Source organism: Pradoshia sp. Z6_59, assembly GCF_058267515.1.
This window is the reverse complement of record NZ_JBZCPP010000017.1, coordinates 42,200-61,705: the sequence shown is the minus strand read 5'-3', so window position 1 is coordinate 61,705 and position 19,506 is coordinate 42,200. Positions and strand designations below refer to the sequence as shown.

Below are 19,506 nucleotides of genomic sequence, written 5' to 3'. Positions count from 1 at the left end.
TGCGCTTCTTTTTCTTTATATACATTACGTATATTAAAAATATTAAGAACATTGATGTTGATTTAAATGGCCTTCTAATAGTTGTTTATAATGCTTTGCTTTCTTATATTGAGTAACTTTGTATAGATATTCAGCTGGATGTTTAGCACTGCTAACAGCGTAAACAGCGTTCATATATTCTATGTTAAGTTGTGATTTAGTTTTATTGTCAATTGTGATTGTATTCATGGTAACACCTCATAAATTATTGATTAACTATAACGGAGTATACACCAAATTTTTATTGATTTTTTATAACTAACAGCCTTGTTAGGATGCAAAAAGTCTTTGTTATTTTCCAGAGTAGTGGTTGTTTTGAGAATTTTTTAAACACATAGAAAAGATGCAGTACAGACGCTTCTTAATAGTTTGGAGTCTTCTTTTATTTAGTGATAATCATTAATTTCAAGCTATATTACCTATTAAGTTGTTACAGCGTCCTGCATACCACGTACTATTTCTATATTTTACATTCGCTCAGTTTGGTATTTTCCTGTTAATCTAAGATAATGTGGATTATTTTTCGTCGACAAAGTAACGATAACGTTATCTAAGATTTAATGGATTATTTTTTTATTTAATCCTAATAATCCAAGTAATCATATGATAGATAGGAAGATATCAATGGAACAAAAATATTTAAAAAAAGGCGGGCTTATTGCTTTCATCGCACTATTATCGATGACGCCTCCTCTGGCAACAGACTTATATATGCCTTCGTTGCCTGAAATGACAAACTATTATCAAACAACCTCGTCAGTTACGAGCTATACAATGACGATATTCTTTATTTTTATGGCAATTGGTATCCTTATTCTTGGCCCGATGAGTGATAAGTACGGACGAAAGCCAGTCCTGTTGGGCAGTATCCTTGTGGCGCTAACCTTTAGTATCATCTGTGCAATTTCACCGTCGATTTGGATCTTGATTGCAGCCCGGGCGGTTCAGGCGTTTGGCGCAGGAGGAATGGTTGCCATCTCTACAGCTTTGATTAAAGACAGCTTTGAGGGAAAAGAGATGTCTAATGTATTGTCAATCACGCAGGCGATCGTTCTGCTTGCTCCAATGTTAGCACCTATTTTGGGCGCAGTTATTTTAGCCTTTTTCAGCTGGAAGATGACCTTTGTTGCTCTAGCTGCTCTATTCCTAGTATCACTTATAGGAGGATTTCTTTTAGAAGAAACTTTGCCGCAGGAAAAGCGAGTATCTGGCAGTACATTTAAATCTATCTTAGGGCTTACAAGTATTGTGAAGGATAAGAAGTTTACCAGCCTATTGCTTGTTGTTGCTCTCTTAATGGCACCGTTTATGGCATATCTAACACTCGCTTCATACATTTATATAGATGGATTTGGTATCTCGGAATCTGCCTTCAGCCTTTACTTTGCCGGTGCAGCTTGTATAGGTTTGATTGGACCATTTCTTTATATGCGTGTTGGTGGCGGTTCGATAAAAAAATCGATCAATATCGCCTTTGTAATTGTCACAATATCTATCTGCCTGCTCTTCTTAGTTGGTTCCATCAGCCCATTTGTATTTCTTGTATGCTATGTGCCCTTCACGGTTATCACGACATATCTCAGACCGATGGTGTCAAATACGCTATTATCTATGCAAAAGTCAAATGTCGGAGCAGCTTCAAGTCTAATGAACTTTGGCTTTACAGTGATCGGCAGTATAGGGATGATGGTTGGGTCACTCCAGTGGGGAGATTATATTAATGGCTTGAGCATGACAATGCTGATTTTCCTCGTTTTATCCTTGTTATTATGGATCTATTGTTTGCAAAAAAAAATCATTACGGATTAAAGGCTTGATTTTAATAAAAGAGTTGCCACAGGATGATGTCTTGTCGGCAACTTTTTTTTATTTGGATTATTGGCCATCTCAAAAACCTAATTTATTTTCCGCTGTTCTTAGTCTTTGGATAATTTAAATTGGGTCAAGGTGAAAATTCCCGGGCTTCTTCTGCTGTCTTTTTTGCATAAATCCATATTTCTGTAAAAGACTAATTCTGATAAGAAAGGGGAGAAGATTGATGCATTATGGATATATTGGTCCTGGTACACACTCTGGCCAGCTCGTACAAAAAAAAGGACGCTATATAACAGGATTTTCTGTGGGGATTTTATACCTAGATGAAGATTCCTATCCGGTTATTCCCGGCAATGTCGCAAATTATTCAACCTACCCTTTTCCCGTTCATTATAAACTGGTTCCGGGCTGTACAGGTCAGCGTCTTTTAAATAATGATCGAACACTGGAAAAAGGGATTATTGATGCAGCTATGCAACTTCAAAGTGAAGGAGCAAAAGTTATTTCAAGTGCGTGTGGGTTCTTTGGAAACTTTCATAAGCAAATAGCATATGCATTAGAAATTCCTGTCTATCTGTCTAGCCTCGTTCAACTGTCTATGATTCAGGTTGGATTAAAGCCAGGACAAAAAATTGGTATATTAACAGCCTATGAAAAAGGATTGACGGATTCCCTTTTGAAAACTTGCGGTGTTACAGACATGTCTAATTTAGTCATTGGTGATTTAAGTCAGGGAGAAGAGTTTTCATCCATTTCGAATGGAGCAGGTACGTTTAATAATGAAAAGCTGAGGGATGAGGTTGTTAAAAAAGCAATTGAGATAAAGGAAAAGCATCCTGAAGTCGGAGCCATCTTATTAGAATGCAGTGACCTGCCTCCCTATGCATTTGATATCCAGCAAGCAGTGCAGCTGCCTGTGTATGATTTTATTACACTCATTAACTGGGCACATTATGCAAATAGCCAAAGCCCATATTATGGATTTATTTAATAAAGTGAAAGAGTGAAGAAAAACACAAGTCCAAAGAGCTTGTGTTTTTTACTTTTTTAATATTTATCTTTGCTGGCCTTATAAAATTATTATTTTTCTGTATCTTATGGCAAACAAGAGAGAGCAATATGAGTCAAAAAAATGGAAGTAGAAAGCACTTTCATGAAATGATTTTTTCTTGTTAGTATACTAGTATAATAAAAGGTGTTCCAAAAAGATTCCTCTAGAACACTGACTTCCGGGAGTGTGAACAGTAGTGAAAAATAGGGCGAGGGATTTTTATCAACCTAAAGTGTTGAATGAATCCATCTTGGCTTTTTATCGTCTTCAAGGATTGAATAAACATATGACTGGGTTTCATCAATTCGAATCACACAGTACATATGAGATTTATGTACTTGAAGAAGGGCAATGCAATTATTTTATTCATAATAAAATATATGATCTGCAGCCAGGAGATATCATTCTTTTGGATGGATTAACTTTGCATAAGGCAAATACCACATCTCCTGATACCTATGTACGGAGTATGGTTCATTTTTCTCCAGTGTGGTTGGAGAGTATGTTGTCTGTAATAGGAATGCCAAATCTTTTAGATCCTTTTCAAAAGCTGAATAACTGTATACTGCGGACAGGATTTGATTCCTCAGGTCAGTATGTGGCTGAGAAAATTAAGTGGCTTGAAAAGCAGTTGGAAGCTATAGACGAGGAATATAAATGTACAGGTAAAATCAATGTCCTATTGGAAACTGAACTGAAGGTTGAATTTCTTCAACTGTTGATAAAAATTTATAAAATGAGCGAATGTCAACAACTCCGAGTCGTACAGAAGAAAACGGAAAAAAAGCGACATGCTGAAAACATTGCCTCGTGGATTAATCAACACTACTGTGAAAAAGTCAGCTTGGAACGTATTGCTAAAGAGTTAAATTTAAATAAGTACTACGTTTCTCATGTTTTTAAAGAGGTTACCGGATATACAGTCATGCAATATGTAATGGAATGCAGGCTAATTCAGGTAAAGTATTTATTGGAAATGAAACCTGATCAATCAATGGAAGACATTTTTCTATCAACTGGGTTTGAAAGTGCTGCCCATTTCAGCCGCTTTTTTAAAGAAAGAATTGGGATGACACCTACCAGTTATCGAAAGATGAAAAGAAGCCAAACGTTTGATCCATCTTGCTCTTCTGTGAGCAAAGTTTAATTGTTAGATTAGAAGCAAAATGTAATTTAGTATGCTCACAATTGAGCAATATCTGTTAGATTTTAGAAGATTATAATAAGGATGGGAACATAGCATTCTTATAAGAGAAATAATGTGTAAATAAGGAATTTTTTCACTAAATATGCTCAAAGATGAGCAAACTTTAATGGATTAAGGAGGAAAACAAATGAGTATGAGAGAACCAGCACTCCAACAGGAGGAACAAGTTGAATCTAATTCAGTAAGACCATTCGGATTACGAGATAAAGTCGGTTATTTGCTAGGTGATTTTGGAAACGACTTCTTTTTCTTGCTTGCCAGCACATTCTTAATGGTATTTTATACAGATATTTTCCATATTAATGCTGCAACAGTCGGGGTATTATTTATGGTTGCCCGACTTTGGGATGCATTTGCTGATGTGGCTTGGGGCCGATTCATTGATACAAGACCAGCGACGAAACATGGAAAGTATAAACCATGGGTTCTGCGCATGTCTTTCCCACTAGTATTCACAGGTGTTTTAATGTTCACGACAATACCTGGTATGTCTGATGGTTTCTACCTGGCATGGGCATTTGTGACTTACATTGTATGGGGTACATTGTATGCGACTGTTAGTATTCCATATGGATCAATGGCATCCGTTATGACAGCTGATTCTGTAGAACGTACTTCATTATCAACATGGCGTACAGTAGGTGCCAGCTTAGCTGGTTTAATTATCAATGTTTTGGGACCAGTGATTGTGTTTGTAGACAATAAAATTGATGCAAACCGTATGTTCATGGCTGCGGCTGTGTTTGGCGTTTTGGCAATTGCATGTTATTTCGGTTGTTATAAACTATCTACAGAACGTATCGTGGCACCGACAAAAGAAGTGGAAAAAGGTGCTTTCCTTCGCTCAATGAAAAGCTTAATGACTAATAAACCATTTGTTTGGGTCTTGTCAGCTTCGCTTATAGCTATGTTAGTACAATACCTACTAACTACTGTTAATATTTATTTGTTTAAAGATTATTTCGGAGATGCATCTGCTTTAAGTTTGATTGGGGCAATACAAATGGCAGCTATGTTTTTATGTCTTCCATTAGTAAAGCCGTTAGTTGCTAAATTCGGTAAAAAAGAAACAGCTTTAATCGGTATGTCAATTACGACTATTGTTTATACACTATTATTTTTCTTGAAAGGTCTGTCAGCAATGCAATTTGTGGCCTTTGTGGCAGTGGGTACATTTAGTATGTATCTCTATAACTTTGTGACTTGGGCCTTCATTACTGACGTTACGGATTACCATGAATATAAAACTTCAATGAGAGAAGATGCGACCGTTTACTCTGTTATTGCAATGGCAAGAAAAGTAGGTCTTGCTTTAGCTGGCGGTATCGGCGGTGCTGCAATTGCTGCTGTTGGTTATGATGCAACACGTGCAACACAAGCACCTGAAGTACTAGATGGCATCTATACTTTAGGTACATTAGTACCAGCTATTCTTTATGGCCTGGTTGTTCTAGTCTTGTTTATGTATCCATTAAACAAGAAGAAAACAGCTCAACTTGCTGAAGATTTAGCAGCAAAAAGAAGTGCAAACAATTAATCAGTTGAATCATCTAGGATAAAAGATTGGACCGAATATTTTTATTCGGTTCAATCTTAAATATTTTTTACGGAGGATCCAATCATGATAGGTTTAAAGGAAAGAACAACAACGGTAGATTTAAAAGCAAAACCGTTTAATTTATCAGATGAAGCTATTAAATGGGTTGAAGAAACCATTTCCAATATGACAATTGAGGAAAAAATCGGTCAGTTATTCGTCAACATGGGAGCCAGCCGTGATGAAGAGTACTTAAAAGGAGTACTAGATAGCTACCATATCGGTGCGGTTCGTTACAACCCAGCTACAGCTGAGCAAGTATACGATCAAAATAAAATCTTACAAGAAAATAGTAAAATACCTCTATTAATCGCTGCGAATACTGAAAATGGTGGAAATGGTGCTTGTATAGATGGTACATATGTAGCAAATCAAGTGAAAATTGGTGCTACAAATGACCCTAAGTATGCTTATGAATTGGGTAGAGTATCTGGAGAAGAAGCAGCTGCAATCGGATGTAACTGGAGTTTTGCACCAGTTGTTGATATCGATATGAACTGGAGAAACCCGGTAATCTCTACTCGTTGCTATTCAAATAAAGCAGAGCAAGTTTTAGAATACTCTTTAGAATACATGAGAGGAATAATGGAAAGTGGTGTAGCTCCAGCTGCTAAGCACTTCCCAGGAGACGGCGTGGATGAAAGGGACCATCACTTATCTTTTGCCCCAAATACATTAACAGTAGAAGAGTGGGATAACACATTTGGAAAAGTGTATGGAGGATTAATAGAAGCTGGATTACCTTCTATCATGACAGGACATATGGCTTTACCGGAATACGTACGTCACTTTAAACCAGATGCGACGATTGAAGAATTAGCAACACCGGCAAGTTTAAGTAATATCGTCTTACAAAACCTATTAAGAGATAAATTAAACTTCAATGGTGTAATCGTCTCTGATGCTTCTCATATGGTAGCTATGACATCTGCTATGAAGCGTAAAGACATGTTACCTACAGCTATCGCTGCCGGTTGTGACTTATTCTTGTTCTTCAATGATCCGGAAGAAGACTTCAAGTGGATGATGGATGGATATAAAAAGGGAATCATCACGGAACAAAGACTTGAAGAGGCATTAACTCGTATTTTAGGATTGAAAGCTTCTTTAGGATTGCATGCAATAGCTAAGACTGAAATTTTACAACCAAAAGAAGTAGCAATGGCTAAAATGAGAACAGAAAAAAATATGGCTATTGCAGCGGAAATTTCAGATAAAGCGATCACGTTGGTGAAGAATAAACAGGAATTATTACCAATAAGCCCAGAAAAACATAAGAAAGTTCTACTTGTTGAAGTAAAAGGACCGGAATCTGCTTATGGTAAGTTGATGGCTGCTATGACTGCTGGTAAGAAAAAGCCAATCGAATTAATGAAAGAATTGCTTGAGAAAGCAGGATGCGAGGTTGAAATCTACGAATCACCAATCGATAAGTTGATGAAACTTCCTCCACAAGAAATGATGGGTGCAATCATGAACGTATACGCTCAAAAACGCCCAATTGCTGAACTGACGAATAATTATGACTTAATCATCAACATAGCAGATGTAGCACCGACTACAGACCAACGTATACAATGGGCTCCTTTGAAAGGAACTCCAGATATACCGTTCTATGTAAATGAAGTACCGACTATCTTTATTTCTTTACAATGTCCGTTCCACTTAGCGGATGTACCGCAAGTTAAGACATACATCAATGCATATGATAGTCATGATCATACGGTGACTGCTATCGTTGATAAATTATTAGGACGTTCAGAATTCAAAGGTGTCAGCCCTGTTGATGCATTCTGTGGATTTATTGATACTCAAATTTAATTAGAGTTTTTAGATGAAAGATTCGTTGATTATGGGATACGAATCATAATCTAAAATGATAGTAAATAAGAAGGTAGTTAGAGTGAGGTTAACTGAACTGAACTTAACTATCTTCTTTACTTATATAAAGGTTTGAATGGAGAGTTGTTCTCTTCAATAGGAGTGAGAATTAGCCATGGTGAAAATGGTATCTAGGTTACCGGGTGAGAATAATAATAGCTATGCATATAGAGCAATTAAAGAAGGAATTAAATCGTTGGAATTACTGCCTGGACAATTACTGAGTTTAGGAGAACTAACAGAGGTGCTTAACGTTTCAAGCACACCAATAAAAATTGCACTGTGGAAGCTGCAGCAAGAACATCTTGTAGATGTAATCCCTCAAGTGGGATCCTATGTTTCAAGAATTAATCTGGAAATAGTCGAAGAAGCATCCTATATGTGGTTCGACTTAGAAAAAGAATACTTAAAATCTGCATGTCGTTCTTTTTCTGAAGATCATGTGAACCAATTGAAGAAAAACCTTATTCTTCAGGAGACGCTGTTAGCTCAAAAAGACATAATGAATCAAAAAGAGCTGGCGAGAAAATTTAATGAATTGGATGATCACTTTCATTCTATTATCTTTCAGGGTCACCAAAGAAATAATACATGGAAAGCAATTTCACATATGACCTTGGATTATCACCGAATGATTAGCTTTAGCAACCATCCTTTTGAACATCTAGTCGCCGAACATAGGGAAATCATTTCTATAATTGAAAATAAAGAGATAGAACGGGTGGAAAGTTTTCTTAAGAAACATATATTCCAACCAATAGATGATTGGAGAAATGTATATAAAGAGGAAGTATGTTAGAAAGGTGAAAGTAATTATTCGCACAGACAGTGCAAAAACCTGGTGAGGTTGAATATTTAATAATGAATATCACACAAAAGAAGTCTCTAAAAAGGTCCTGGAACTTTAGAGGCTTCTTCTTTTTTAGGTTATTAACTAAACATTCATGAATAAAGTTTTATCTTTAGGGTGTAATGCTTTTGTATTCACAAGTTTGTTGGCTTTTACTTCAATTATCAAAGAAAATTAAAAAAATTATTCTGTTAAATCTACAATAACTTTAATCGTTTCATTGGCAGCGATGGCTGTTTCGAAGGCTTTTGGAAGTTCGTCTAACTTATAGACTTGCGTTACCATTGTTGCGATTGGTGTTTTCTTCTTCTCAATATGGTCAACAACACGTGCAATATCTTCATGTGTATATCCGCTTGCACCAATAATTTTTAGTTCTTTCCCCATCATATCTCCAAAACTTATTGGTACTTCTTGCTTGTACACAGCCACAATGGCAAAACGAGCATCAGGTTTAGCCATTTTGAATACTTGTTCAAATAAAGCAGGGGCACCGGCAGCATCTATAAAAGCATCCACATTTGGAAGTGGATAACCATAGTATTCAGCTGTGCCGAAATATTCCACAAGTCCTGCAGCTAAGTCTTGTTTACTTGTATTGATTGTTTTTGCACCTAATTCTTGCGCTTTAGCTAAACGCCAATCATTGATATCTACTACAACAACATCTTTAATACCTTCTCCAATCAAGCCAGCAGCTGCTGATAATCCAATTGGGCCGCCACCAAGTACTACTATATGTTCACCTGGTTTAGGGTTAGTTGAGAAAGCACCATGAAACCCAACACTCATTGGCTCCATTAATGCCGCTTCTTCAGGTGTTACTTCATCTGAGAAAGTGTATAAGTTATAGTTTAATGCCGCATCTTCGATGACAACAAATTGAGAAAAGCCGCCTGCTTCACAGGAAAGTGCTTTTCCAACTCGTTTAGCTGTAATTGGATTCACCCCGACGCGCATTCCTACTTGAATGTCCTTTACCTCTGAGCCTACCTCTGCTACTTCACCGAAAAATTCATGACCAAATTCTTTTTCAAACCGAATGCCCATATTTCCGGCACCAGCTTTAACTATATTAATATCTGTACCGCAAATACCACAACGCAATGTACGCAATAGTACATCCTTAGGTCCGATTGTTGGCATTGGTAATTCTTCAACTCGTACATCATTTAAGCCATGATAAACTCCTGCTTTCATCTCATTCACCCCATCTTTTATAAGTCTACTTAATTTTATGACAATTAATATACCAGAGCAATTTGGAAATATTTAAATGAGAAATAAAAATGTTACTAATCTACTAAAGACAGTTATTGTTGGTGGTAATATATGTATATATTGTTTTGAATCTATATATCGGTAATTTTAATTTCTATTTTAAACAAGTAATCAATATTTCTATGCGTATTGTTTGTACACGGGATTATCTCCATGAGACCGACTGATTATCCGAATGTGATCAAGCCTGAATAAACAAATGAACTTTATTTTAAAAAAACTAAAACCGGAAACGGAATAGCCTCGTCAATATTTAGGAAGGGGGAGAAATAGTGGATGAAATAACAATGGAACGCCTCGTTATTGAGGAAAAGGAGATCATCATCGACGAACTGATGGACCAATATGGGCAAGAAATTTTACAACTCTCCTATTCTTATGTGAAGAATCGTGAACTTGCTGAGGACCTTACCCAAGATATCTTTGTAAAATGCTATCAATCCCTTCATACATATAAGGGGAAATCAAAAATTAGGACATGGTTGTGGAGAATAGCTATTAATCATTGCAAGGATTATTTGAAAAGCTGGTACAAAAACCATGTCTTCCTCTCAAGTGATGAATACATTTATTCTGGTGAAAGTGGGCATAGCACTGAACAAGCGGTTATTCGGCAAGATGAAGAAGAACGTCTGGCGCATTCTGTTATGCATCTGCCGATTAAATATCGGGAAGTCATCTATCTTCATTATTTTGAGGAGATGCCCATTCGTGAAATGGCGCAGGTACTATATATTAATAACAATACAGTGAAAACGAGACTCCGCAGGGCGAAGGCACTTTTAAAGGATAGTTGGGAGGGATATAGCGAATGGAAGAACGGTTGAAGGGTCTTAAAAAGGCTATGAAGGAAACTTGCATGCGGGAGCTAGATTTCTCAGAAACTATGAAAAAGCGCATTCATAAGTCCATCGCAAAAGAATCATTCAGCGAGCAGGATATGTTCATTAACCTCCTCCAGCTTCTTTTAAAGGAAAGGACAGGCTTTGAATTAACAAGGCTTCTTGCAGTAAGAGGCATAAGAAAGTATGAGGACGAGGAAGGTTCTATATATGCGTTTTTGCATGAACAGGAGCTAGCGGGAATCATTACGGCTTCATGGGGATCATCAGGAGAAAAAAAGTATCAGCTGACCGACAAGGGGAGACGTGCGCTTGAAAAGTCTGATGAACGAGTATGGCTAGCTAGTCTTACCTTGAGAGGACAGGCGGAGAGGTGATTAGAATGGTCAATGATAGAGAACGCTTTTTGGGAGAAGTTATCGGGCAAATTCGCTCAAAGGAAGCGAAGGTAAGTGTTGAAAAAGAATTGAATTATCATCTTAAGGAAGCAAAGGAATATTGGCTGGGGAAAGGGCTGTCGGCTACGGAGGCACAGGAGAAGGCGATTAAGCAAATGGGAGATCCGTATAAGCTTGGTGAGAAGATGAACAAGCTATACCGACCGAAAGTGGATTGGCTGCTTTTTTCCCTGTTAGCAGCAGTGATGATGCTTGGATTTCTCCCGATTTTATCAATGGATTCGTCACAAGTGGAAATACAGGATTCATTTATGCGGAATAGAGTGATTTTTGGTCTGCTAGGCATAGCGCTGGCAATTGGGATTATGTACTTTGACTATCGGAAGCTGCAAAGATGGGGTTGGGCCTTTTATCTGGTTGGTGTAGCTATACTCTATGGGTTACGGCTAATTCCGTCTTATACAATCAATGGGGAACCTTATTTTGGTATACCAATGCTTGGTTCATTCAATTGTTGGATTGCATTGCCGTTCTTTTTCCTGGCTTGGGCTCAATTTTTTCAGAATAAGAAATTGAAAGTTTGGCAGCTTTTTCTTTTGTTTATCTACTCCTTTTATCTTTTCTTAATGGTTCCAGACCTAGCAATCTCATTTATCTATGGAATGACAGTTTTGATTATGTTATGGTGGAGCCATTTAAGTAAGAAAACTGCATTATTTATAACCGCAAGTACGATTACAGCATTCATAATTGGGTTGGTAGCCGTTTTGCCTTCTTTAAAAGGTTATCAGAATGAGCGGATAGCAGCCTATATAAATCCCGAGAAGTATGCAGATGGTTCAGGGTATATGTATGTGCAACTAAGGGAGCTGATGACCGAAGCAAAATGGTATGGAAGCTCTGCTGGCCAAGGTAATGTTCTTCCAGGAACATATTCCGATTATGCATTGGCGGGTCTGACCTCTCATTTCGGGTATGTTGTCACCGTGGCAGTTCTGATTATTCTCCTATTATTTGTGATTCGAATGGGGTATATTGCGATAGGAGCACGCAATAGATATGGAAAATTACTTGTTATCGGAGCTCTGGCCCTGTTTTCTTTACAATTTTTCTATAATATTGCGATGATATTCGGGTTTGTCCCGATTATGACAATCTACTTACCGTTTATCAGCTATGGCTGGATGTCGACGATTTTGAATGCGTTTTTAATAGGAATTGTACTTAGTGTTTACAGGCGTAAGCATTATGGTGTAATGACAGAAAGAGAGTGCGAGGTCAATTAGGCCTAGCATCCTTTTTAAGCGAGGTTCGGACCAAACCAATTAACATCATCTTCCATAGGCAGAAAATAAGAGTGGGAAATCACGAAAAGGATTTCAGGCTATATTAACGGACAAATCATCGCGGTTAATGGCGGACGTAATATGCTTAGAGGATAATGATATAATCCCATCTGTTAAACACAGGTGGGATTTTTATGTTAAGGTTAACTTATCCCTCATTATAGTGGGATTTTGGAGCAATGAGCTAATAGGAGTGTTTAATCATGCAACATTTGCAGTTCGAAAAATCGTGGGATAAAGCGTTATCTGCCCAGGACCGAAGCTATATAGAAAAAGTATTTGTAGAGACAAAGCATCTAAACGGCACAGGTGTAATTTTCTCTCCTATCTGGGAAGCCATCAACCACAAAGAGGCACTGCTTGTGACTGTATTAGTCCATAATTTTACAGATCAGCCGCTTACATTTAATAACACAGGATTACGATACAAAATTCAGGGAGAGGTTATTGCGGAAAATGAATTTACCTTACCTAATCTTGTGATTCCAAATGAAGTGAGTATGCCATGGACATTTATATTTCCAAAAGAAAGCTACAAAACACAGATACCTATTAAGAATGGACGATTAGAGACAGTGTGATTTTCAACAGAGAAAAATTCCGAAATCAGTTAAATAAAATTATATCGAAAATAGTAAAAGGTTTTTTAATATAATTAAAGTTTCTGTAAAATCCAAACATGGATTGGTAATATAAAACGGCTTGATTCAAGTAGGAATCATCAAGCCGTTTTTATTATCAGGAAGATTTAGCATGAAGTATGACGAGGAATTTTCCATCCTGGACTTCATTAGAGTAACGTTGAGCGTCCTCTTCAGATAGTCCGATATTCATAAGAGAGTTTAATAATCCGCCTTCACTGGATCGAGCTCCAACTAGTGCACCGCCGAGCATAGTTAAAACAGGACCTGCAGCTAAAATTGCTCCCAAACCTGGGACCAATACAGCCGGTAATCCTGCGAGTGCGCCGGCAATGCCGAGTGCCCCTCCGGTAGCAGCTCCCGCAATAGCTCCATCCATAGTAGACGTTTTTACTTCCTGCGACATCTTGGATAAATCATTTGCTTGGTTAGCAATCACAGATATTTCATCAGTAGTATAGCCTTCCTTTTTAAACTCCTCAATAGCATCTGCCGCTTGTTGTTCGTTTTCATATACGTTAATCACATAATCTCCCATTCTATACCTCCCAATTTTCTTTAATATGGCTTTTTTACCCGTTTTAATATCTTTAGACACTTTTTCCTAGGTGTACTGGATAGATTGTGATTTTTTGTTAAATTAGAATATTCGATTTGATAAAGAAAACGGGTTCGGACTAGGCAATGAGTCATAAGGAAACCCCTTTTTATCTCATTAAAATCATAAAAAATAAAATTCAATTCTCAAGAAAACAGTGAATAACTGAGTAATTTAAAGATTTCATATCATTTGTTTATCAAAATGGTTATTTTTAACAACTTTTTTACATTTTTAGAAGAATATGAGGTTTCAACACTCTTTACAACTGGAAAATACCGGAGTAGTATTACTCTCATAATTAAATCATTCTTAATCGCTGAATCTTTAAAGAGCGGGGGAACCACTTTTGTGACTCTTGTCACTCGGGGTGAATCCTTAACAAGGTAGGGCTACTCTTTTGGCCCGAATCCGACAGCTAACCTCGTAAGCGTTAAGGGAGAGGATGGTGTAACTGGGGAGTCGAAAAAGTTATTTCGACCACAGGGTAGACCTCTGTGGTCTTTTTTGGAATTTAACAATTTAATACGTTAATATCTTAAATCGCTGAGTCTTTTAAAGAGCGGGGGAACCACTTTTGTGACATTGTCACTTGGGGTGAATCCTTAACAAGGTAGGGCTACTCTTTTGGCCCGAATCCGACAGCTAACCTCGTAAGCGTTAAGAGAGAAGGTATTACCTTTGGATTAAAGCCCACTGTGTAATACAGAGGGCTTTTTTGTGCTTTTTAAATGGTAAAATTTAACAAATTAAAGAGGAACCAACGAAATGTTACGTATGAGTTATCTGGATATTAAGCTGCTCGAGGAAAAAGCAAAAATTGAGGATGAGAATGCAAGAAGAGCTAGTTCAATCGTTTACCAGAATAACCAGATGAATAGTTCATTTTATCCGAATGGTTTCTCTAAAGTTAGATAAAAGGGCAATAAGGAGTGTCCTTTCTATTATTCGATAAACAAATATGGGATATAGAAAGGACAGCTTTATCCTTCAAGGTGATTTAAGGGGGATTTAAAGTGGGAAACGTGCTGATTATCGGCAAAGGCAATCTTTATCTTATTACAACACGGAAAATGGAAACAGGAGAATAGATAACCAAATTGAAATGGAAAAGGAACTTTTGGTATATAACAAGGTTTATATTATTTCAGATTCCATCAATGAAGGGTTTGAATTGACTGCGTTCTTTTCTAAATTGGGTACGAGAAAAATCATTGTTGCGACACAAAGCAGCAGGGATTATCAGTTTTACAAGAAGCTCGGCGCCAAACTTGTTTATATAAGTAAACCTGGAAGCTGCTCATATAGTTGGTTAACCAATCACCTTTAACCTTTTAGCTGTGGATTAAAAAATCAATTTTATGAAAGGAAGGTTCATGTGGATCTTATTTCAATTGGATTAGCAGTAGGATCTTTTCTAATATTTTGGGGATTTATCAAATTTTGTGACAATGTGATTGAGGAACGAGGGTTAGAAAAATGATTTTTATAGGAATCGTTGTAGGTGGACTTGCGATTTACTTAGTTGATGCCTTAATTCATCCAGAGAGATATTAATTTATTAAAACACTATGGGGGAAAGAATAATGGATTTTATACAAATAGCATTGGTATTAGCGGTTCTTTTATTGCTTACTATACCTATGGGGCGCTATATAGCCCGTGCTTTCTCTTTGGAAGAGACAAAGCTTGACCGAGCATTTGGCGGAATAGAGAACTTAATTTATAAGCTGTCAGGAATTTCGCAAGGGAATATGAAATGGAAGCAATACGCAAAGGCTCTATTGGTTAGTAACATAGCAATGTTTGCTATTTGTTATATAATCGTGCGTCTACAAGGTGTTTTACCGGGAAATCCAAGTGGGATTGCATCAATGGATCCGTTCTTGTCTTTTAATACAGTAGCGAGTTTTTTAACCAATACTAATTTACAACACTATAGCGGAGAATCAGGTTTATCTTATTTATCACAAATGATGGTTATTATCTTTCTAATGTTCACAACACCAGCGACAGGAATTGCTTTATGTATCGCTTTTATGAGAGGTCTGACAGGGCAAAAAAGCATTGGTAACTTTTATGTGGATTTAATTCGTGCCCATACACGTATTCTTATTCCGCTTTCCATCCTGGTTGGAATCGTGCTTGTAGGTCAGGGAGTTCCGCAAACATTAGAGCCGACGATCACAGCTACGACCCTGGAGGGTGCTGAACAGCAGATTGCGCGTGGTCCTGTTGCAGCTTTGGAGTCTATTAAGCATTTAGGGACTAATGGCGGGGGATTTTTCGGTGTGAACTCTGCACATCCATTTGAGAATCCGACACCACTTACAAACGTTATTGAAATCTTATCCATGTTTTTACTGCCAGCTTCACTGCCAATCGCTTTCGGACATATGGCTAGAAGCCGTAAGCAAGGTTGGATTTTATTCAGCGCGATGGGAATTATGTTTCTTGCGTTCTTATCATTAGCCTACTTTAGTGAAGCAAATGGAAATCCCGCGCTTCGAGAAATCGGCCTTTCCCAATCAGATGGAAGTATGGAAGGGAAGGAAGTGCGGTTTGGAATTGCCCAAAGTGCTCTATTTACAACAGTTACAACAGCTGCAACGACAGGCACAGTAAACAATATGCATGATACGTTAACTCCGCTTGGAGGGTTGGTTCCATTGGGAGAAATGATGTTGAATTGTGTATTTGGCGGGGACGGTGTTGGAACCGTAAATATTTTAATGTATGCCATTCTTGCTGTTTTCTTAGCAGGATTAATGGTTGGGCGAACACCGGAATTTTTAGGGCGTAAAATCGAAGCGAAAGAAATGAAATTAATAGCCATTACCATTTTAATACATCCATTAATCATTCTGGCTCCATCGGCCATTGCGCTGGCAACAGAAATGGGGTCATCAGCGATATCAAATTCAGGGTTCCATGGAATCACTCAAGTCGTCTATGAATTCACTTCATCTGCAGCGAACAATGGATCAGGATTTGAAGGCTTAGGAGATAATACACCATTTTGGAATATATCTACAGGGTTAGTGATGTTATTTGGCCGCTATTTCTCCATGATCGCCATGCTTGCAGTAGCTGGATCGTTATTAAATAAAAAGCCCGTTCCGGAGACGATTGGTACGTTTAAATCAGATAACACCACATTCATCGTTCTTCTGGTGACTACTGTTTTAATCGTGGGGGCATTAACATTCTTTCCAGTTATCGTACTCGGACCAATTGCGGAGTATTTATCGATACGCTAATAAAGAAAAAAGAAGGTAAAGGAGTATTCTAATGAACACAAAGCGTAAAGCGGCGATTAATAACGCTATAGTCAAGCGTGCTTTAATAGATGCTTTTAAAAAGCTGGACCCGCGTCTGATGGCTAAAAATCCAGTCATGTTTGTAGTAGAGGTTGGGTTTGTTATCACCCTAATCCTGACTATTTTCCCCACCCTGTTTGGAGGGGGAGCGAGTTCAATTTACAACGGGAGTGTAAGTGCAATCTTACTTCTAACCATCCTATTCGCTAACTTTGCGGAATCCTTAGCAGAGGGAAGAGGAAAGGCTCAAGCTGACAGTCTGAAAAAGACAAAACAAGATACAAGTGCCAGATTGCTTTTGAAAGATGGATCAACCAAAATGGTCCAATCAACAGAATTGAGAAAAGGGGATATAGTTGTTGTCAAAGCAACTGAATTGATTCCTGCCGATGGAGAAATTGTGGAAGGTGTAGCCTCTGTTGATGAGTCAGCAATAACGGGTGAATCTGCACCGGTTATAAAAGAATCTGGTGGAGATTTCAGCTCAGTCACCGGTGGTACACGAGTAATTAGTGACAGGCTAAAGATTCGAGTGACTACGGATCCGGGTGAATCCTTCCTAGATCGTATGATTCATCTGGTTGAAGGAGCGAAGCGTCAAAAAACACCGAATGAAATTGCATTAAATACATTGCTCGTCAGCTTAACGTTGATATTCTTAATTGTTTGTACCACGCTGGTTCCAATCGCCTCCTATGTTGGAGTGACTATACCAATCGCAACTTTGGTAGCCTTACTTGTTTGTTTGATTCCTACGACGATTGGGGGACTGCTTTCAGCGATCGGAGTCGCCGGGATGGACCGAGTTACTCAATTTAATGTAATTGCTATGTCAGGTAAAGCGGTGGAGGCAGCTGGGGATATTAATACGATCATTCTCGATAAAACAGGAACGATAACCCATGGAAACCGGATGGCTACAGCATTTGTATCCGTTGGAAAAGCAGATCAAATGAAACTGAATAAAGCCGCACTAGCTAGCTCTCTTCATGATGAGACTCCTGAGGGACGCTCGGTCATTGAGCTGGCAAAAAAATTAGGTGTTTTAGAAGCTGAGGGAGATGAAATTGATTCCGAAGGTGTTGAATTTAAAGCGGAAACACGAATGAGCGGAACGGACTTTGCAGATGGACGGAGAATTAGAAAAGGGGCCGTAGATGCTATTAAAGAGTATGTGACCGCCCAGGGAGGGACTGTGCCAAAGGATCTTGATAGTAAAACACAAACAATCGCTATGGAAGGTGGCACACCGCTTGCTGTAGCAGAAGGTAATAAAATTCTTGGCTTAATATATCTAAAAGATACTGTCAAACCGGGAATTAAAGAACGATTTGACGAATTACGAAAAATGGGGATAAAAACGGTCATGTGCACAGGGGATAACCCACTGACCGCCGCAACGATCGCTCGTGAGGCGGGGGTGGATGATTTTATCTCTGAGGCAAAACCTGAAGATAAGATTTCCGTTATTAAAAAGGAACAAGCCGAAGGAAAGCTGGTGGCGATGACAGGAGACGGAACGAATGATGCACCGGCACTCGCGCAGGCTGATGTTGGCCTTGCGATGAATAGCGGAACGATTGCGGCAAAAGAGGCGGCGAACATGGTTGACTTAGATTCTGACCCAACGAAGATCATTGAAGTAGTAGCCATCGGTAAGCAACTGTTAATGACAAGAGGTGCTTTGACTACGTTCAGTATTGCTAATGATGTTGCGAAATACTTTGCGATTATCCCAGCTATGTTTATGGTGGCGATTCCGCAAATAGGGGCACTAAATATTATGAATCTGAATACACCGCAAAGCGCGATTCTATCCGCACTCATCTTTAACGCAATTATCATCCCATTGCTTATACCATTGGCAATGAAAGGTGTTAAATATGTGCCGATGAGTTCTACAAAACTATTAAATCGTAACCTCATGATTTTTGGGTTCGGGGGGATCATTGCTCCGTTTATCGGTATTAAGGTAATCGATACTTTGCTTGTGGTCATGAATCTTGTTTAAAAATAACTAATAAAGTAAAGGTGACGTATACATGTTGAAAAATTTGAGGGTAAGTCTGATACTTCTTCTTATATGCGGGATCATTTATCCTTTGGCTATGACAGGGATTTCACAGCTGATTTTCCCAGCTAAAGCCGATGGCAGTGTGATCGAAGCTAAAGACGGGGATGTGGTAGGTTCTGACTTGATTGGGCAAAGTTTTAAAGATCCGAAATACTTCATGAGTCGCGTATCTTCTATTGAATATAATGCTTCTGGATCTGGATCGGGAAATTATGCACCTTCTAATGTGGAGATGATTGAGCGGACTAAAAACGATATAAAGGCATTTTTAGAAAATAACCCTGATGTGCAAAAAGATGATATTCCGGCAGATCTTTTAACAAATTCAGGTTCAGGTTTGGATCCGCATATTTCACCGATGGCAGCAAAGATTCAAGTACCGAGAATTGCTGATGTCAGGGACATAAGTGAAGAGCAATTAGAGTCCCTTATTATAAAAAATACGGAAGGAAGGCAATATGGGATTTTAGGAGAACCGCGGGTAAATGTATTACAGCTAAATATGGAGCTTGATAGATTGAAATAAGGAAGAAAGGAGAAAGGGAGAGTATCGTATACCAGCTCTC

General features: G+C 38.2%; 19 protein-coding genes and 2 riboswitches. Of the genes, 16 read left to right on the top strand and 3 right to left on the bottom strand.

Annotated features, from left to right (window positions below):
* Positions 1-42 precede the first annotated feature (42 nt).
* Positions 43-228 (bottom strand): hypothetical protein, encoded by a 186-nt coding sequence (locus AC4D4B_RS15510; RefSeq protein WP_490553661.1) that lies wholly within the window; start codon positions 226-228, stop codon positions 43-45.
* Positions 229-663: 435 nt separating this feature from the next.
* Between AC4D4B_RS15510 and AC4D4B_RS15505 the strand changes: the two genes are divergently transcribed.
* The 6 genes from AC4D4B_RS15505 to AC4D4B_RS15480 all read left to right on the top strand — a co-directional run bounded on the left by AC4D4B_RS15505 (position 664) and on the right by AC4D4B_RS15480 (position 8,389).
* Complete coding sequence (locus AC4D4B_RS15505; RefSeq protein WP_491000466.1) at positions 664-1,848, top strand: Bcr/CflA family efflux MFS transporter; 1,185 nt, start codon at positions 664-666, stop codon at positions 1,846-1,848.
* 229 nt (positions 1,849-2,077) lie between these two features.
* The gene (locus AC4D4B_RS15500; protein ID WP_491000465.1) at positions 2,078-2,845 is read left to right on the top strand and encodes an aspartate/glutamate racemase family protein; all 768 of its coding nucleotides are present in this window, start codon (positions 2,078-2,080) and stop codon (positions 2,843-2,845) included.
* A 256-nt stretch (positions 2,846-3,101) separates the two neighbouring features.
* Complete coding sequence (locus AC4D4B_RS15495; protein ID WP_490996829.1) at positions 3,102-4,052, top strand: AraC family transcriptional regulator; 951 nt, start codon at positions 3,102-3,104, stop codon at positions 4,050-4,052.
* A 187-nt stretch (positions 4,053-4,239) separates the two neighbouring features.
* Positions 4,240-5,649 (top strand): MFS transporter, encoded by a 1,410-nt coding sequence (locus AC4D4B_RS15490; RefSeq protein ID WP_490996828.1) that lies wholly within the window; start codon positions 4,240-4,242, stop codon positions 5,647-5,649.
* Between the two features lie 84 nt (positions 5,650-5,733).
* Positions 5,734-7,530, top strand: coding sequence for a glycoside hydrolase family 3 protein (locus AC4D4B_RS15485; RefSeq protein WP_491000464.1), 1,797 nt, complete (start codon positions 5,734-5,736; stop codon positions 7,528-7,530).
* A gap of 175 nt (positions 7,531-7,705) precedes the next feature.
* A complete protein-coding gene (locus AC4D4B_RS15480; protein WP_491000463.1) occupies positions 7,706-8,389 on the top strand; it encodes a GntR family transcriptional regulator in 684 nt (227 codons plus the stop codon).
* Between the two features lie 234 nt (positions 8,390-8,623).
* Here the strand turns inward: AC4D4B_RS15480 and AC4D4B_RS15475 are convergent, their stop codons facing one another.
* A complete protein-coding gene (locus AC4D4B_RS15475; protein ID WP_491000462.1) occupies positions 8,624-9,640 on the bottom strand; it encodes a zinc-dependent alcohol dehydrogenase in 1,017 nt (338 codons plus the stop codon).
* A 353-nt stretch (positions 9,641-9,993) separates the two neighbouring features.
* Here AC4D4B_RS15475 and AC4D4B_RS15470 point away from each other — a divergent pair, with 353 nt between their 5' ends.
* The 4 genes from AC4D4B_RS15470 (at position 9,994) to AC4D4B_RS15455 (ending at position 12,888) form a co-directional block, all read left to right on the top strand.
* Entirely contained in the window at positions 9,994-10,548 is a 555-nt protein-coding gene (locus tag AC4D4B_RS15470; RefSeq protein ID WP_066109933.1) for a sigma-70 family RNA polymerase sigma factor, read from the top strand.
* Positions 10,533-10,940: a PadR family transcriptional regulator gene (locus AC4D4B_RS15465; protein ID WP_066109930.1), complete on the top strand. Its 408-nt coding sequence runs from the start codon at positions 10,533-10,535 to the stop codon at positions 10,938-10,940. Before AC4D4B_RS15470 ends, AC4D4B_RS15465 begins: the two co-directional genes overlap by 16 nt.
* Positions 10,941-10,945: 5 nt before the next feature.
* Positions 10,946-12,247, top strand: coding sequence for an FtsW/RodA/SpoVE family cell cycle protein (locus AC4D4B_RS15460; protein WP_491000461.1), 1,302 nt, complete (start codon positions 10,946-10,948; stop codon positions 12,245-12,247).
* Between the two features lie 263 nt (positions 12,248-12,510).
* On the top strand, positions 12,511-12,888 hold the full coding sequence (locus tag AC4D4B_RS15455; protein WP_491000460.1) for an SLAP domain-containing protein: 378 nt from the start codon (positions 12,511-12,513) through the stop codon (positions 12,886-12,888).
* A gap of 157 nt (positions 12,889-13,045) precedes the next feature.
* Here the strand turns inward: AC4D4B_RS15455 and AC4D4B_RS15450 are convergent, their stop codons facing one another.
* A complete protein-coding gene (locus tag AC4D4B_RS15450) occupies positions 13,046-13,486 on the bottom strand; it encodes a general stress protein (protein ID WP_491000459.1) in 441 nt (146 codons plus the stop codon).
* Positions 13,487-13,853: 367 nt separating this feature from the next.
* Positions 13,854-13,995, top strand: a riboswitch (cyclic di-AMP (ydaO/yuaA leader).
* Between the two features lie 85 nt (positions 13,996-14,080).
* Positions 14,081-14,220, top strand: a riboswitch (cyclic di-AMP (ydaO/yuaA leader).
* Positions 14,221-14,314: 94 nt separating this feature from the next.
* Between AC4D4B_RS15450 and AC4D4B_RS15445 the strand changes: the two genes are divergently transcribed.
* The 6 genes from AC4D4B_RS15445 to kdpC all read left to right on the top strand — a co-directional run bounded on the left by AC4D4B_RS15445 (position 14,315) and on the right by kdpC (position 19,466).
* Positions 14,315-14,464, top strand: coding sequence for a hypothetical protein (locus AC4D4B_RS15445; RefSeq protein ID WP_490996820.1), 150 nt, complete (start codon positions 14,315-14,317; stop codon positions 14,462-14,464).
* A 187-nt stretch (positions 14,465-14,651) separates the two neighbouring features.
* Complete coding sequence (locus tag AC4D4B_RS15440; RefSeq protein WP_491000458.1) at positions 14,652-14,876, top strand: hypothetical protein; 225 nt, start codon at positions 14,652-14,654, stop codon at positions 14,874-14,876.
* A 149-nt stretch (positions 14,877-15,025) separates the two neighbouring features.
* On the top strand, positions 15,026-15,103 hold the full coding sequence (locus AC4D4B_RS15435; RefSeq protein WP_077248205.1) for a potassium-transporting ATPase subunit F: 78 nt from the start codon (positions 15,026-15,028) through the stop codon (positions 15,101-15,103).
* Positions 15,104-15,132: 29 nt separating this feature from the next.
* The gene (gene kdpA / locus AC4D4B_RS15430; protein ID WP_490996818.1) at positions 15,133-16,806 is read left to right on the top strand and encodes a potassium-transporting ATPase subunit KdpA; all 1,674 of its coding nucleotides are present in this window, start codon (positions 15,133-15,135) and stop codon (positions 16,804-16,806) included.
* A gap of 31 nt (positions 16,807-16,837) precedes the next feature.
* Complete coding sequence (kdpB, locus tag AC4D4B_RS15425) at positions 16,838-18,877, top strand: potassium-transporting ATPase subunit KdpB (protein ID WP_491000457.1); 2,040 nt, start codon at positions 16,838-16,840, stop codon at positions 18,875-18,877.
* 31 nt (positions 18,878-18,908) lie between these two features.
* The gene (gene kdpC, locus AC4D4B_RS15420) at positions 18,909-19,466 is read left to right on the top strand and encodes a potassium-transporting ATPase subunit KdpC (RefSeq protein WP_491000456.1); all 558 of its coding nucleotides are present in this window, start codon (positions 18,909-18,911) and stop codon (positions 19,464-19,466) included.
* Positions 19,467-19,506 lie beyond the last annotated feature (40 nt).

Bases quoted from the DNA above. Each gene is read 5' to 3' on its own strand.
- AC4D4B_RS15510 (WP_490553661.1), bottom strand. From the start codon at position 228: ATGAATACAATCACAATTGACAATAAAACTAAATCACAACTTAACATA.
- kdpC (WP_491000456.1), top strand. From the start codon at position 18,909: ATGTTGAAAAATTTGAGGGTAAGTCTGATACTTCTTCTTATATGCGGG.
- AC4D4B_RS15465 (WP_066109930.1), top strand. From the start codon at position 10,533: ATGGAAGAACGGTTGAAGGGTCTTAAAAAGGCTATGAAGGAAACTTGC.
- AC4D4B_RS15485 (WP_491000464.1), top strand. From the start codon at position 5,734: ATGATAGGTTTAAAGGAAAGAACAACAACGGTAGATTTAAAAGCAAAA.
- AC4D4B_RS15505 (WP_491000466.1), top strand. From the start codon at position 664: ATGGAACAAAAATATTTAAAAAAAGGCGGGCTTATTGCTTTCATCGCA.
- AC4D4B_RS15440 (WP_491000458.1), top strand. From the start codon at position 14,652: ATGGAAAAGGAACTTTTGGTATATAACAAGGTTTATATTATTTCAGAT.
- AC4D4B_RS15460 (WP_491000461.1), top strand. From the start codon at position 10,946: ATGGTCAATGATAGAGAACGCTTTTTGGGAGAAGTTATCGGGCAAATT.
- AC4D4B_RS15435 (WP_077248205.1), top strand. From the start codon at position 15,026: ATGATTTTTATAGGAATCGTTGTAGGTGGACTTGCGATTTACTTAGTT.
- AC4D4B_RS15500 (WP_491000465.1), top strand. From the start codon at position 2,078: ATGCATTATGGATATATTGGTCCTGGTACACACTCTGGCCAGCTCGTA.
- AC4D4B_RS15480 (WP_491000463.1), top strand. From the start codon at position 7,706: ATGGTGAAAATGGTATCTAGGTTACCGGGTGAGAATAATAATAGCTAT.
- AC4D4B_RS15490 (WP_490996828.1), top strand. From the start codon at position 4,240: ATGAGTATGAGAGAACCAGCACTCCAACAGGAGGAACAAGTTGAATCT.
- kdpA (WP_490996818.1), top strand. From the start codon at position 15,133: ATGGATTTTATACAAATAGCATTGGTATTAGCGGTTCTTTTATTGCTT.
- AC4D4B_RS15455 (WP_491000460.1), top strand. From the start codon at position 12,511: ATGCAACATTTGCAGTTCGAAAAATCGTGGGATAAAGCGTTATCTGCC.
- AC4D4B_RS15445 (WP_490996820.1), top strand. From the start codon at position 14,315: ATGTTACGTATGAGTTATCTGGATATTAAGCTGCTCGAGGAAAAAGCA.
- AC4D4B_RS15475 (WP_491000462.1), bottom strand. From the start codon at position 9,640: ATGAAAGCAGGAGTTTATCATGGCTTAAATGATGTACGAGTTGAAGAA.
- kdpB (WP_491000457.1), top strand. From the start codon at position 16,838: ATGAACACAAAGCGTAAAGCGGCGATTAATAACGCTATAGTCAAGCGT.
- AC4D4B_RS15450 (WP_491000459.1), bottom strand. From the start codon at position 13,486: ATGGGAGATTATGTGATTAACGTATATGAAAACGAACAACAAGCGGCA.